11 protein-coding genes are annotated in these 14,319 nt (G+C 53.2%); 9 read left to right on the forward strand and 2 right to left on the reverse strand.

Annotation, left to right across the window (positions count from 1 at the left end):
• Positions 1–992 (reverse strand): Fe-S cluster assembly protein SufB (gene sufB / locus KM295_RS14525; RefSeq protein ID WP_256030713.1); only part of this gene is annotated, 992 nt, incomplete at its 3' end.
• A gap of 221 nt (positions 993–1,213) precedes the next feature.
• Here sufB and KM295_RS14530 point away from each other — a divergent pair.
• From KM295_RS14530 to KM295_RS14565, 8 genes are all read left to right on the forward strand, one after another.
• Positions 1,214–1,567 (forward strand): 4a-hydroxytetrahydrobiopterin dehydratase, encoded by a 354-nt coding sequence (locus KM295_RS14530; protein ID WP_256030714.1) that lies wholly within the window; start codon positions 1,214–1,216, stop codon positions 1,565–1,567.
• Positions 1,568–1,708: 141 nt separating this feature from the next.
• A complete protein-coding gene (locus tag KM295_RS14535; RefSeq protein ID WP_256030716.1) occupies positions 1,709–2,110 on the forward strand; it encodes a VOC family protein in 402 nt (133 codons plus the stop codon).
• A gap of 893 nt (positions 2,111–3,003) precedes the next feature.
• Positions 3,004–3,417, forward strand: coding sequence for a hypothetical protein (locus KM295_RS14540; RefSeq protein ID WP_256030717.1), 414 nt, complete (start codon positions 3,004–3,006; stop codon positions 3,415–3,417).
• A 12-nt stretch (positions 3,418–3,429) separates the two neighbouring features.
• Complete coding sequence (locus tag KM295_RS14545) at positions 3,430–3,915, forward strand: hypothetical protein (RefSeq protein ID WP_256030718.1); 486 nt, start codon at positions 3,430–3,432, stop codon at positions 3,913–3,915.
• Between the two features lie 50 nt (positions 3,916–3,965).
• Entirely contained in the window at positions 3,966–5,666 is a 1,701-nt protein-coding gene (locus KM295_RS14550) for a type II/IV secretion system ATPase subunit (protein WP_256030719.1), read from the forward strand.
• Positions 5,663–7,654: a type II secretion system F family protein gene (locus tag KM295_RS14555; protein WP_256030720.1), complete on the forward strand. Its 1,992-nt coding sequence runs from the start codon at positions 5,663–5,665 to the stop codon at positions 7,652–7,654. The genes KM295_RS14550 and KM295_RS14555 overlap by 4 nt, the downstream gene beginning before the upstream one ends.
• A 374-nt stretch (positions 7,655–8,028) precedes the next feature.
• A complete protein-coding gene (locus tag KM295_RS14560) occupies positions 8,029–9,546 on the forward strand; it encodes an ATPase domain-containing protein (protein ID WP_256030721.1) in 1,518 nt (505 codons plus the stop codon).
• A complete protein-coding gene (locus tag KM295_RS14565; protein WP_256030722.1) occupies positions 9,543–11,765 on the forward strand; it encodes a PAS domain S-box protein in 2,223 nt (740 codons plus the stop codon). Before KM295_RS14560 ends, KM295_RS14565 begins: the two co-directional genes overlap by 4 nt.
• A gap of 56 nt (positions 11,766–11,821) precedes the next feature.
• Here the strand turns inward: KM295_RS14565 and KM295_RS14570 are convergent, their stop codons facing one another.
• The gene (locus tag KM295_RS14570) at positions 11,822–13,573 is read right to left on the reverse strand and encodes a PAS domain-containing protein (RefSeq protein WP_256030723.1); all 1,752 of its coding nucleotides are present in this window, start codon (positions 13,571–13,573) and stop codon (positions 11,822–11,824) included.
• Between the two features lie 108 nt (positions 13,574–13,681).
• Here KM295_RS14570 and KM295_RS14575 point away from each other — a divergent pair.
• Positions 13,682–14,319, forward strand: a 638-nt coding sequence (locus KM295_RS14575; protein WP_256030725.1) for a protoglobin domain-containing protein, incomplete at its 3' end; no start/stop codon positions are given.

Genomic DNA, 14,319 nt, shown 5'->3' on the forward strand with positions numbered 1-14,319 from the left:
CCGGCGAAGGCGATGGTGATGTGGTTGTCCGTCGCACCCGGGCCCTTCAGAATCGTCGAGGGGTACAGCATCGTCGCTTTCGATCCCATCGATCCCGAAACCCACTCCATGGTGGCGTCCTTCTCGGCGATGGCGCGTTTGGTGTTGAGATTGTAGGTGTTTTTCGACCAGTTCTGCACTGTCGAATACTGAACGTGGGCGTTTTCTTTGACGAACACTTCCACGCCGCCGGAGTGCAGGTTGAACGCCGAGTACTTCGGGGCCGAACAGCCCTCGATGTAGTGGACCTCGGAGTTCTCTTCGGCGATGATGAGCGTGTGTTCGAACTGCCCCATCCCCTCGCTGTTCATCCGGAAGTACGCCTGGACCGGCATGTCGACCGTCGTGTCCTCGGGAACGTAGACGAACGAGCCGCCCGACCAGATCGCGCCGTGCAGCGCGGCGAATTTGTTGTCGCTCGGCGGGACACACTTGGTCATGAAGTACTCCCGGACGAGTTCTTCGTGCTCCTGGACGGCTTTGTCCATGTCACAGAAGATGACGCCTTTTTCCTCCCAGCGTTCCTGCATGTTCTGATAGACGATCTCCGATTCGTACTGGGCGCCGACGCCCGACAGCGCGTTCTTCTCGGCTTCCGGGATCCCCAGTTTGTCGAAAGTATCCTGGATTTCCTCGGGGAGATCTTCCCAGTTTTCGGCGCCGCCACGCGTTTCGATGTCGGGGCGGATATACGGGACGATCTCGTCGATTTCGACCTCCGAGAGGTCCGGCTGACCGGGCCAGTCGGTCGGCATCGGCATCTCCTGGAACTGTCTGAGCGCGCGGAGGCGCCGCTCGAGCATCCACTCGGGTTCGTCTTTGTCCTCCGAGATGACGCGGATCGTCTCCTCGGTAAGGCCCTTTTCGGCCTCGAAAGCGGACGACTCCTCCTTCTTGAACTCGAAACGGGCCTCGGTATCGGTCTCCTGTAAGTGGTTTTGTTCAGAACTCATCAATTTTTGTTTTGTGCGGAATAACAAAAGGTTGCGCCCGAAAAACGAGACTACGTAACTGAAAAAGATTTCATTAATTATAATTGGAACGGTACTTTGATTATATATTGCTCCGGGCCTCAGCCGCCGGTAGTGAGCGGTGAATCTGTATATAAGATACTTTATCTTTTACTTGTTTGCTTAGACATGGTTTTAATATGAGAAAGCGCTTACAAGCAAATATGTCCCAGTCGCTCGCAGATCAAGAGTGTAAAGCGTGCACTTCCGAGGATGAGCCACTTACTGAATCGGAGTATGCGGAGTATTTGGGCGAACTCGATAGCGACGTGTGGACTGTTATTGACGATCATCATCTTGAGGGTACGTACCCGTTCGAAGATTTTCGTGACGCACTGGAGTTCACGTACGAAATCGGCGAGCTTGCCGAAGAAGAATGGCACCATCCAGACATCCATCTCCAGTGGGGTGAGGTCAAAGTCGAGATGTGGACGCACAAGATCGATGGCCTCCACAAGAGCGACTTTGTTATGGGGGCACGGATGGATCGCATCCACGAAGACTACAAGCCAGAGTGATATCCTCCACACAGCTGGACGGGAGTTGCTGTCTCAGGTGTTGTTGTGCAAAATATAAAGCGTATATCGGTCAGAACAGATAGCTCAGGGCAAGGGGCACCCGTCCAGAACGACTAACTCCGTCCGGTCTGATTACTGGCCATGGATATCGTCGATATCGACCACATGGCGATTCGGGTGACCGATCTCGACCAGGCCCTCGAGTTCTATCACGGGCTGCTCGGCCTACCTGTCCGGGATCGAGAACGCTTCGATGCTGATGAAGTGCCGTATGTCGCGGTCGTTGCCGGGGGACGACACATTCACCTTGTGCCGACCGACGAGGACGAGATCGAGGTCGGTGGCGAACACATCTGTCTGCTCGTCCGTTCGAAGGACATGGAGTCTCGAGAGGAACTCGAGGAATTGTTAGCGACCCTCCGCGAGCACGGTATCGAGGTAGAGGAAGGTGAGCCCTACAAGCGATACGGGGCGTACGGTCGTGCATGGGCGGCGTACATTCGGGACCCGGATGGCCGGCGTGTCGAACTCAAAACTCACTGATATCCTGACACAACGATACGAACCGAAGGGGCCGGGAAGGAAGCCGATACGGGAGGGACGAAGCACCGAAATTCTGCTGGTTCTCGTTGACGGTAGCCGAGAGACACTCTGGGCATAACTATCCGTAGCGGATACTGGCTGCCGGATATCCAATAGACGGGTTCGACCTAACGCTGATTTAGCGTCGACGGGGCGAAACAGATCGTGGGTGCCGGTTGTATAGAACCGTATATTTCACACCCGATTCTTATCAAATCCTATATATTACCATGAACCACTGTAGGATACAAAACACGTCTGATCCGTAGGATTATCTTCCAATTACGGATGGAAAGCCCTCGGCCTAGCAGCCACGTTCGGGCCTTAATTCCGGTGATTCGGTCCGTGTGTGGCGCCATCTATAGTGATATGTCTGTAACGGTTACTGCAAAGAATTTCCCACAGTCGCACTCGACTCGTTGCCTTCGAGTATCCGTTTTAATCCAGTTACCGCAGTCACACTGGAGTTGAATCTCTATTTTATCCGGATTATATTCGTCATGTGTAGGTGGTCTACTCTCTGTTTCCATACTCGGATAACTATATATTAGACAATAATACCATGGAATGGTGTACCATACTTTTTATACCAGTTGATTTACTAGCTGGCAACCATTTATATTTGATAGGATCTATATATTTTTCACCTGTACTTATGAGCTATTGAACGGCTTCTTGAGCCGTTGAAAATACAACGCGCAAGTCTTGCGTCCCATTACTATCGAGTATCGTGGCCAGTAAATCGGATAAACTGGGGTCTATATTGGGTCGTTCAAAAACGACCATACTCACACGGGGGTAAAGATATAAGCGGTCCACACAATCCTTACGACAGGAATGAGGTGTGTTTACTCGTGAAGAATTCAGAAAATATTGATAATACGGTCGAATCACTCCAGGAGGAAATCGGAGGCGCTCTCCTGGCAGTTGCTCTGGGTGATGTTCGCTCCATGGAGTTTGACCCAACTTATGTCAAAGAGAACGCTGGCGAAACGTGGGATTCCGTCAAGGAGTTCTTTTCGGATGATACACAGAAAGAAGTTTTTGAGAACATTGCAGCGGAGGCCTTTTTTGAAACCGGAGAAGGGACTGCCCGCTCACCGCTTGGGTTTCTCCGTTTTACCGTCCGGAACTACGAAGAGGCTATAATCGTTATCGGTTGGCAGAATTCGAGTACCGTCATAGTCACGCTCCAGCCGGACCCAGAGCATATTCCCACAACAATCCAGATCCTTGAAACGACAATAGACGTCAAGGAGACCGAGTAAGGGACCGGAAACATGACCGAAAACGATAATCTCGATTCACAAAGCGTCGACGAGGATGAGATCATCACACTCGCTGAGGAGTATCTAGAGTCTCGATCCACGCCGGTTGATCCGGAACTCAAACGCGTCCTACAGGAAAAGATCGAAACGAACGAAGAGCGGTTAGCGAAATTAGACGAAGAGGACCCGTTATACGATGCTATTGAGCGACGGATAGAGAACAAAAGAGATCGACTACGGGAGTTACAAAGCGGTGAGAGCGGGAACAAAAAGGAGTTACTGAACGCGGTCGCTGACAATTTCGTCGCGGAAGGGTTCTGGCTCTCCGAGCCCATCCTTGAGGCTCTCAACCACATCCTTTTCGGTAAATACGGAGAAAGTCTCGTTATCGAACGGAAGATTGTCGAACCCGACACCAATTTCACGGAGGACGATCTCTACGAAATCTCGATGGAAATCCGCAACCAGGCACGATCCGAACTACAGTTATTTGAGTAAGTGTACAGCAGTTGTCGAAGGGATCCACCACAGGGGCAATCGGTAAAACCATGGACGAGAATATACTCACAACCGAAACTGAGACTGGCGAGGGGGAATTCGAACGGGGTGAAATAGCACCTATCGAAGACCTCAAACGCTACTTTACTGAAGAGGCTACTACTCGGGAATTTGCGGGGATACCCCCTGATTCATTCATCGAATCGAAGTTTTTTGATATAGATTTATCAGATGAATTCGACGTGGTTGAAGGGTACTGGACCAGCAAACCCTTTGCGTATACTACGATCGTGTTCGATGAAACTGAAGAAAAACGCCGGTATCTGTTCTTCGAACCGGTTCTGTCCGACTTTGAGCAGTATGTACGGCAGGATCTTGAGCAAACGATCAGGTACGCGCTACGGAACGAGGATTTGACAACGGTTTCCGACTCTGATCGCTTTAGAGACACGCTAGAACGGTTGGTTGTCGAACACGGTGCTGCTATTGAAGACGGGTCGTTACACAAGATTTTCTACTACCTCACGCGCGATTTCATCGGGTACGGCCGTCTCGACCCGTTAATGCAGGATCCACATATCGAGGACATCTCGTGTAATGGCGAAGACCGCCCCGTTTTTGTGTATCACGAAGACTACCGTGATCTCGAAACGAATCTAGAGTTCACCGGAAATAAACTCGATTCGCTCGTTTTGAGTTTGGCCCAGCGGGCTGACAAACATCTCTCGATCTCTCATCCGCAGGATTCTGGAACGCTTCCGGATGGATCTCGAATTCAGTTGACGTACGACAGCGATATTAGTCCGCAGGGCTCGAACTTTACAATTCGAAAGTTCCAAGAAGTCCCGTTCACCCCGATTGATCTCATCCAGTTCAATACGTTTTCGCTCGATCAGATGGCCTATCTCTGGCTCGCCATCGAGAACAATATGTCTATCATGTTTGTTGGTCCCACGGCTTCGGGAAAGACCACGAGTATGAACGCTGTCTCGTTGTTTCTTCCACCGGATGGGAAGATTATCTCGATCGAAAAAGTACGTGAAATATCGATCCCCCACGACAATTGGGCCTCATACGTGTCTCGGGATATGAGCGGGAGCGAAAAACGCGAGGAGATCTCGATGTACGATCTGTTACAATCAGCGCTTCACGCACGGCCGGAGTATATGCTGGTTGGTGAGATCAGAACCGATCCGGTCGTTGTTCGAACCTTCTTCCAGTCGATCTTTACCGGTCATCCCGGTGGAACCACGTTTCACGCGAGTTCGGCTCAAAACGCGATCAATCGACTCACGAGCGATCCGCTTAATATCACCGAGCAGATGGTGAGTGCGGTTGATCTGATGGCGGTGCAACAGCAAGTTTCGATAGGCGAGCAAGGCCGCCGCGAGCGCCGCAACCTGAATATTTCAGAGCTCAGGCGAGAAACCGAGAGTGGCGACATGCTTGAACTCGTTGAGCTGTTTAAGTGGAACCCTACAGCCGACGTTATGGAACAAACGATCGATTCGTTGCATGAATCTCGTGTGATGCAAGAGATCGCCGATAACAAAGGGTGGGATCAGGAACAGCTTCTATCGGAACTGCAAAACCGAAGACGGGTACTCGAATACCTGATCGAGTCCGACATCACCGACTACGACGACGTTATCGACGCCTTCTATAGCTTCTCTCGGAACAAAGAACAGGTACTAGATCAGATTCGAACAGGCAAATTTGACCCATCGAGATCGGATAGCAGTCCGTCATGAGCTCTGAGCATGATGATGAACTCAATACGGATACTGGGGCAGAGATCCGATCTGAACCCCCAATCTCCGCAGACCGAGCAGAGCGATTGCGGAGCGCATACGGACACATCCGGGGGGAATTAAAAAAACGACCTGAGCAGTTCAGCGATTTTGATCGCGTACTCGCACAGGCCGGTATCACCCGATCTTACGACGAGTACTTATCACAAGCGATCCGGCGGACGATTCTCGGTATCTTAGTATTGTTGGCGGTACAGATCGTTCTCGCACTGGCGGTGACCAGAATAACCCGGGTAGAATCTCTTCGAGAGCCGATCGTCACCTTTCCCGTTATTATATCTATTATGATATTTTTTGTTTCTTTCGGGGGCGGTGTCCTCGTCTTTGCGATGTATTACTACTATCCTCGGTTCAAAGCGAGTCAGCGCGGGCGTCGTATTGATTCGACGATTCCTCATGCGATCGTCTTTATGTACGCTCTTTCGGAAGGTGGGGTCGAACTGCCCGCAATCCTGAAACGATTATCACAGTCAGAAGACGTATTCGGGGAAGTTGCTACTGAATTCCATGGGGTCACGATAGACGTTGAACGGTTCAATTTCGGTCTCCTATCCGCACTTAGTGAGGCTAAAAATCTAACTCCAAGCGAAACGTTTCGGGGTCTTCTGGACGATCTGATGAGCGTCCAGCAATCCGGCGGGGATCTCAATACGTTTCTGCAGAACAAAAGCGAGAGTTATCTCGACTCGGCCAGACGACGACAGGAGAATTTTCTTGAAACCCTTGGAACGATTGCGGAAGCGTACGTGACGCTGATCATCGTCGGACCGATCTTGCTCATTATTATCCTGGTTATCATCGGAATAGCTGGGGAAAACACTGTAGTCTACATTAACTTTCTAACGTATATTGGCATCCCAGCCGGGGTTGGTTTATTTATTTTGTTGGTCGATGTACTAGATACACAGCACGAACCGACGGTTGCGGCTCGTCTATCCGGACAAGAAAAGCAGTCGGTATCAGGAGTAGACACAGATACGCCTGAATACAAAGCTTATGTCCGGAATACGTGGAAGCGATCGCTGTCGCAGTTTCTCAAACACCCGCTTCGAGCGGTTACGCGTCGGCCACTCCGATCGTTCGCAGTAACTATTCCGGTTGCTGTCCTGGGTTTGGTGGTGATCGTGCTTTCGGGAGTCGCACCGCCATCTGTGGCTGTCTATCAGGAGCAACCGATCTGGACGACGACGGTATTCGTTGTGTTCCCTTTGCTAGTTTTGAGTAGTGGGCTTATGATTGTCTACGAGTTTGAGCGCCGACGGATTGCCGCGGTGCATCGCCGGTTCCCGGACGTGCTATCGTCGCTTGCAAGCGCCAACAAAAACGGCATACAGCTCGTCGACTGCATCACACTGGTTACGAGGCGATCCGATGGCGTACTGGCCGACTATTTAGAGCGATTGGAGGCGGATATTCGTGCAAATCGGGATGTGCATGATGCCTTATATCGATTTGCAACCGATGTAGGTGTTCCGAGGGTGACACGGGTTATGAAAATACTTATTGAAGCCGATAAATCGAGCGAGGATCTATCCGCGATATTAGAGATCACGGCGCGGGATACCGAGGAACGGTTTCAACTCGATCTTGACCGAAAACAGGCGATGCAACCGTATGTGCTCATCTTCTTTATTGGAGTACTGGTCTATTTGACGATGATTCTCGTCCTCAACGAGTTGTTTTTTCCAGCAGTTGCGGAGATCCCGGGAGGTGGATTTGATGGCTTCACGAATACTGCCGGGACATCCGGTGAAACCGAAGCAGTACCGATAGCAGCATTTCAGACTGCGCTGTATCATTCATCGATAATTCAGTCCATCGGTAACGGGTTACTCATCGGGAAGCTAGTTGATGATGATTTGATAAGTGGACTCAAATACGGAATCCCGCTACTTCTGACCACACTCTTGATCTTCCATCTCTTCTGATAGCTGTGTGAATATCCGGTTCAGTTTGCTGACTTCGTCCTCTGTGTCCAGCACACGGTTTCTACCAGAATCTGTATAGATCGATTCGGGACGGGCCGAATCCGGGGTGTGCCCCGGTCACGTAATCATTTGCTACAGCAAAACAACGCACCTCCGATGCGATTCTCACAAATTGAACAGCCGATAACCCCTCCCAAATGGTGGCCTGCAAACAGCCAAAGAGGTATTTTGAATAGATTGTGGCAAGCGGCCACGGGGGTGGCGCTGGGCCGAACCAGCGTTTCACAGCTTTTAGACTCGTCGAAATGATGAGACCCGTTCTGTGCCACGATGGAGTTATTTGCTTCGGTCCAGAACAGTAAAACAGAAATACTATGCTTGGGGGCTCCCGCGACACGCCGGTCGAGGAGATCGAATTAGTCGCCTCGGGTATCCGCGAGTTGGACGAACTCCTCAACGGGGGATACGTCCGGGGCCGGACGTACCTCATCCAGGGCGTCTCTGGAACGGGAAAGTCACTTCTCGGTCAGCATTTCTTGCAAGCAGGACTCGATGCTGACGAGACTGTCGTGTACATCCACGGTGAAGAGTCCAGACACGATATTCTCATCAACGCGGCGCAGCTGGGTGTCGACATTCAGGACGCGGAGTTTCTCGACATCGGACCCGGGACGGATTTTTTCGCTGAGGACAAGTCCTACAACCTTGTCGAGGCTACCGAGGTCGAATCCGAGCGGTTCACGAAGGATATCAAGCAGGTAATCGAGGACGTCGACCCGTCACGAATTCTCATTGATCCGATCACACAGCTTCAGTACGTCGAACAGGACCAATACCAGTACCGGAAGCGGTTACAGTCGCTCATCCGGTTTCTCCGGGACCGACAGGTGACGACAGTCGCCACCCGGACACTCAACAAAGAAAGCTCTTCTCTGGCCACGCACGACGATTTCGAATCGCTCAGTGATGGCGTCATAAATCTGTTTCTCGACGATCATGAACGTCGGATCGGCGTCCCGAAACACCGTGGCCTCGGACAGGTGGACGGCACCCACGGGCTTGAAATCCGCAGTCAGGGGATCGAAGTCTACCCGCAAGTCATCCCGAAACACGACAACCGAACGTTCGATCCAGAACTCATCCCGACCGGCCACGACACCCTCAACGACCTCCTCGGTGGCGGGCTGGAACGCGGGACCGTCTCGTTCATTAGCGGGCCGACCGGAATCGGAAAATCGACCACCGGCGCACAGATACTCTCGGGTATCGTCGAACACGGCGGGACGGCACTCGGCTATCTTTTCGAGGAATCCATCGAACAGTTCGTCCATCGCTCGGAAACCCTCGGACTCCCTATCTCTGAGATGCAAGCGCAGGGATCGCTACAGTTGACAGAGACCGAACCGCTCGTGCGTTCAGCCGAGGAATTCGGTCAGCACGTGCTCAAGCAGGCCGACGAACACGCACCGGACGCGATATTCATCGACGGGCTCTCGGGCTACAAGGTTTCGCTTCAGGGCGACGATCAGCGGCTCGTTCGCCGTCTTCACGGCCTCACCCGGGTACTCAAGAACATGGGTATTGCGGTCATCGTCACGGACGAGTCCGACCGCCTCACCGGCATCCCGGAAGCCACCAGTACGAACACCAGCTATATCGCGGACAACATCGTGTTTCTCTCCTATGTGGAGGTCGACGGCAAACTCGACCGGGCGATCGGAGTGATCAAAAAGCGACTTGGGGATTTCGACAACCGGTTCCACCGCTTTTCGATCGTGTCCGGCGAGGGGTTGGTCATCGAGGGACCGTTCGATAACGTTCAGGGGATTATGCAGGGCACTTCAACGTCTCGCATCCAGGGCGGGTACAACCAGACGACAGATCAGCCATGACCGGCCAGCCGAGCAACCAGGATAGTGACCGACACACGATACAACTCCTAGTTCATGGAGACAGCGATAAGGACGCGCTCGAAGAGTTTCTCGACGACCGGTACGACGTCATCGACGCTGAGACGCTCCAAACCGCCGATTGTTACGTCGTCGGGGAACAGATGGTGCCAACGTATCGCGATGCGCTGCGAGAACACAAGAAAGCGGAGCATCCGACCTTCACACCCGTATTGCTGATTCAACAGGAGGGATCGAGGGGGACGGTCCCGCTGCCGTCCGAGCAAAACGGTGAGGGGCTACCGCTTATCGACGAGGTGATGTCAGCCCCCATCGACCGGCTGACCCTGTTTCGTCGGGTAGGGAACCTGCTGGCCCGGCACGAACAGTCGGTTGAGTTGTCAGACCGGTATGAAGACATCCAAACCCGGTTTCAACGGCTGTTTAATTCGACAAACGACGCGCTCTTCGTGGTCGCTCCCTCGGGCGGTGAGATTACTGAGTGTAACCCGGCGGCGTGTGGTCTCTTGGGATACACACGGGAGGAATTGCTTGCGGAATCAATAACCGACGTGACCCACGCCGACGACCGCCAGCGGTTTCAGTCCCTCCTCGAAACGGTGCAGGTGGCCGGTCAGGGATCGACCGACGGGATCACGTGTCAAACAAAGGACGGAGAAAAACGACAGTTGGAGGTGTCGGCTGCGACGCTCGAGGAGTCCGAACAATCACCGATAATCCTCTCCGCACGGGACGTAACCGAGCGGAAAGCGTACGAACAGGAACTCGAATTGAAGTCCCAGGCGATGGGCGAAGCGCCCGTCGGGATCTCCATCTCCGATCCCGACCGAGAGGACAACCCGATGGTCTATGTGAACGAGGGATTCGAAGCGCTAACGGGGTACTCGAAGGCGGAAGCGATCGGTCGGAACTGTCGGTTTCTCCAAGGCGAGGCAACGCGAGAGGAACCCGTCGCCGAAATGCGGGAAGCGATTGACACGGCCCAGCCAGTGTCCGTAGAACTCCGGAACTACCGCAAGGACGGCAGCCAGTTTTGGAACCGCGTCACCATCGCGCCGGTGAGAGACGACACCGGAACGGTCACCAACTACGTCGGATTTCAGGAGGATGTCTCCGAGCGCAAGGAACGCGAGCAGGACTTACAGCTATTCAAGAAAGCTGTCGAGAACGCAGGCCACACCGTCTTCATTACTGACAGAGAGGGCACGATCGAGTACGTGAACCCGACATTCGAAAAACGGACGGGCTATACCAGTGCGGAAGCAGTCGGTCGAACGCCCGGGATCCTCAAATCGGACAAACAGGACGACGAGTTCTACGAGCGGATGTGGCGGACGATTCTCGCCGGTGATCAGTGGGAGGCCAATCTCATTAATCGCCGCAAGAGTGGAGAGCTATACCACGTCGATCAGGTAATCTCTCCGATAACGAACGGGGGTGGTGAGATCACCCACTTCGTCACTATCGAACTCGACGTGACGACCCGGCGGTTGCGTCAACAGCAACTCGAGGTTCTCAATCGCGTCTTGCGGCACAATCTCCGGAACGGAACGAACGTCATCGAAGGCAATGCCGCGATGCTCCGGGATGCGATCGACGATGAAGACCTCAAAAAACAGGCGAAAGCGATCGAAAAACGGGCCTCGTCACTGGCGAATCTGAGTGATCAAGCCGGGACTGTGCGGTCACTGTTCGAGCATCAGTCACCTGCCGGGGAAACCTGTGACATAACACGGGTCGTAACCGAAGTCGTCGAGGAGGTCTCAGAGACGTATCCCGACGCCGAGTTCGTCACCGACGAACACGATTCCATCCACGCCCGGGGGGGCAGTCCGCTGAAAACGGCACTATTAGAAATTCTAAAGAACGCGATCATCCACAACGATCAGCCCACGCCGGAAGTTACGGTTGTTATTAGCCGATCGATTGAAGACCGAGCTGGCGAGTGGGCGGAAATCGTGATTGCCGATAACGGACCGGGAATTCCGGAGAACGAGCAGAAAACGATCGAATCGGGTGAGGAAACCCCACTACAGCATGGAACTGGCCTCGGGTTGTGGATCGTCTACTGGGCTGTGTCACTGCTCGGGGGCGAAGTCACGCTTGAGGACAACTCGCCGCGTGGAACACGCGTTGTGTTGAATCTCCCCAAAGAATCCATGGACCCCTCACGTCGGGTTATGCCTGTTGATCACCGCTGAACTGGTGGATGACAGTGAGCGTACTGTTGTACACTCGGAAAAGTAATCGGCTACATTCAGTCGGAGGACTCGGCTAACGGGGATTTCACCGTTATCTTATTCCCCCGAGGATCGTTCGATGCGAGCTCGATTGTCCCGCCAAGCGTACTGATCGACCAGTATATCACCCAGAGTCCAATGCCTTCTGCGTGCCGCATCGGCGTTTCCTGTCCCGATTTGATTATCTCCCAGGTGGCCCGTGGAATTCGGGGGCCGTTGTCGGCGACCGTGACAACTGCCACATTCCTCTCCTCGATAGCCCTGATCGCAATTTCGATCCGCGGCGTCGGCTGATCGTTATGCTCGATCGCGTTCTCTATGAGCTCTTTCAACGCCACCTCGAAGATAGCTCCGTACATAATCGCCGACGAATTTTCGTCCCCGATCGTCAGGTCGATCTCCGCGTCGGCGTACTCCCGCCGATACCGTTCGACGGTCGAGGCTGTCTTGCTGAGAGGCATCCCGATAGGATCCTCGTCCGAATCGAGCAACCTGATCAGTTGTCGAATCGTCGCCGTTCGCTCACTGATCGACTCCAGGGTACCTGCCCACTCGCGAATGTTATCTGCAACCGCCTGTACGTCCACATCATCACTATCGGATGCGAGCAACTCGGCATACCCATCGATTACCGTCACCGAATTCCGAACATTATGCCGAAGAACCCGATTGAGTACGTCCAACACCTGGCTTCGGAGTTGCTTTTGTGTGATCTCTTTTTCGAAAGCAACGTAGTATTGGATCGTGCCTCGGTCGTCCTCGATTGGCGTGACCCGTTGGAGTGTCTCGTATCGTTCGCCTGTCTTTGTTTGGTTAACGATTTCGGCTTCCCATGTCTCACCGGCGGTAATTGTCTCCCAGAACTCCTCGTAGAACGCCTCATCTTGATTGCCGGAGCTGAGAATTCGAGGAGTCTGTCCGATCGCTTCCGCGGCTGAATACCCCGTGATGCGCTCAAACGCTGGATTGACATACTGGATGGCACCATCTGCATCGGTGATGAACAGCACCGAATCGGCTTGCTCCGCGTACGTCTCAAACAGAAGCAGCTCGTTTTCGTGGGCTTTCATCTCGGAGATATTCTGCTGAAAACCGAGATAGTGCGTTACGGTGCCATCGCCGCTTTCGACCGGGGAGAGCGTTATCCGGTTCCAAAACTCCGTGCCGTCCTTGCGGTAGTTTCGGAGTTCAACGGTAACGGACTGTCCGGCATCAATAGCGGCCCGCATCTTCGCAACCGGTTCATCACGTGTCGCGTCGCCCTGTAAGAACCGGCAGTTCTGGCCCAGTATCTCGCCTCGAGAATAGCCGGTGATACGCCTGAAGCCGTCGTTGACGTATGTGAGAGGCTCATCATCAAGCGTCACATCTGCAACGGTAATGCCGACCGGTGCCTGATCGATTGCGTTTTCTCCAAGGGTAGCCGACGTGTCTCGGTCTGGCTGTGAGATATTGAGAAAGACTGTCCGGATCTTGGGCTCTCCGTCCCATGCCGTAGCCGCACTCACAGCGATTGTCTCACACACAGTCCCGTCGGTACAATCAAGTGTGAGTTGATGGCGAAACGTTGCGGCGTCGCCGTTACGCAGTTCTTCGAACGATTCAAATAGAACAGTCCGATCGGGTTCGATTATGAACGGGCCGAGTGGCCGTCCGGTCAGGTTTGCCGGTGTGTCGGCCCCTACGAGCGTACAGAATGCCTGATTAGCATATGCGATCTCTTTCCCCGAGTGAATTACTGCTGGCCGAATCAGGTCTTCGAGATGCATTATTAACGTACATATCCACAACCAGATATGCGATGCTGCAACTCAGTCGTTGTAACTAGATATGTTTTTCTATAGTACTTTATATAGTACTGTATCATTCGACTTACCATGAGCACAGAAGGGGGGTCGATGAAAATAACCGAAACGGAACGAGCAGGTGTCGTTGGGGCAGACCTGACCGACCGAATAGGCATCGACGCCGATGAAATCGCATGGCGTAAAGAGTATACACAGTTTACTGACGAAGACGCCCAACACCTCGTCGACGTTGCCGACGTGTTCGAAGACATTGCGGAGGGATTAGTCGATGAGTTCTACCAGCATCTCCAGACATACGACGAAACGATCGCCATCTTGGACTCGTCATCAAAGCCGATCCAGGCGCTCAAACGCGATCAAAAGCAGTATCTGATCGAACTCGGACAGGGCGAGTACGACCAACGGTACTTCGACAGGCGTGCCCGGATCGGCAAGATTCACGACATGCTCGATCTAGGGCCGAAAATCTACTTCGGCGCCTACAGCATCTATTATCACGGCATTGTGGATACACTGGCCGAGCGTGCCACCGAGACTCTGGATGCCGAGGCGACTGCAGCCGTCGAGACACTCACTGATCAGATACTCGCCGTTCAGAAGCTCATCAATCTTGACCAGCAGGTGGCGATGGACACCTATATCGATTCATATAGCCAGGAAATCGAAGAGACCGTCGCTGACCAGGATGCGTTGATGAATCAGGTCGA

The sequence above is a fragment of the Natronomonas aquatica genome (assembly GCF_024449025.1).
In the GTDB taxonomy this organism is placed as follows: domain Archaea; phylum Halobacteriota; class Halobacteria; order Halobacteriales; family Haloarculaceae; genus Natronomonas; species Natronomonas aquatica.

Excerpts from the sequence above, each read along its gene's own strand:
- KM295_RS14530 (WP_256030714.1), top strand. The coding sequence starts at position 1,214 with ATGTCCCAGTCGCTCGCAGATCAAGAGTGTAAAGCGTGCACTTCCGAG.
- KM295_RS14535 (WP_256030716.1), top strand. The coding sequence starts at position 1,709 with ATGGATATCGTCGATATCGACCACATGGCGATTCGGGTGACCGATCTC.
- KM295_RS14545 (WP_256030718.1), top strand. The coding sequence starts at position 3,430 with ATGACCGAAAACGATAATCTCGATTCACAAAGCGTCGACGAGGATGAG.
- KM295_RS14550 (WP_256030719.1), top strand. The coding sequence starts at position 3,966 with ATGGACGAGAATATACTCACAACCGAAACTGAGACTGGCGAGGGGGAA.
- KM295_RS14555 (WP_256030720.1), top strand. The coding sequence starts at position 5,663 with ATGAGCTCTGAGCATGATGATGAACTCAATACGGATACTGGGGCAGAG.
- KM295_RS14560 (WP_256030721.1), top strand. The coding sequence starts at position 8,029 with ATGCTTGGGGGCTCCCGCGACACGCCGGTCGAGGAGATCGAATTAGTC.
- KM295_RS14565 (WP_256030722.1), top strand. The coding sequence starts at position 9,543 with ATGACCGGCCAGCCGAGCAACCAGGATAGTGACCGACACACGATACAA.
- KM295_RS14570 (WP_256030723.1), bottom strand. The coding sequence starts at position 13,573 with ATGCATCTCGAAGACCTGATTCGGCCAGCAGTAATTCACTCGGGGAAA.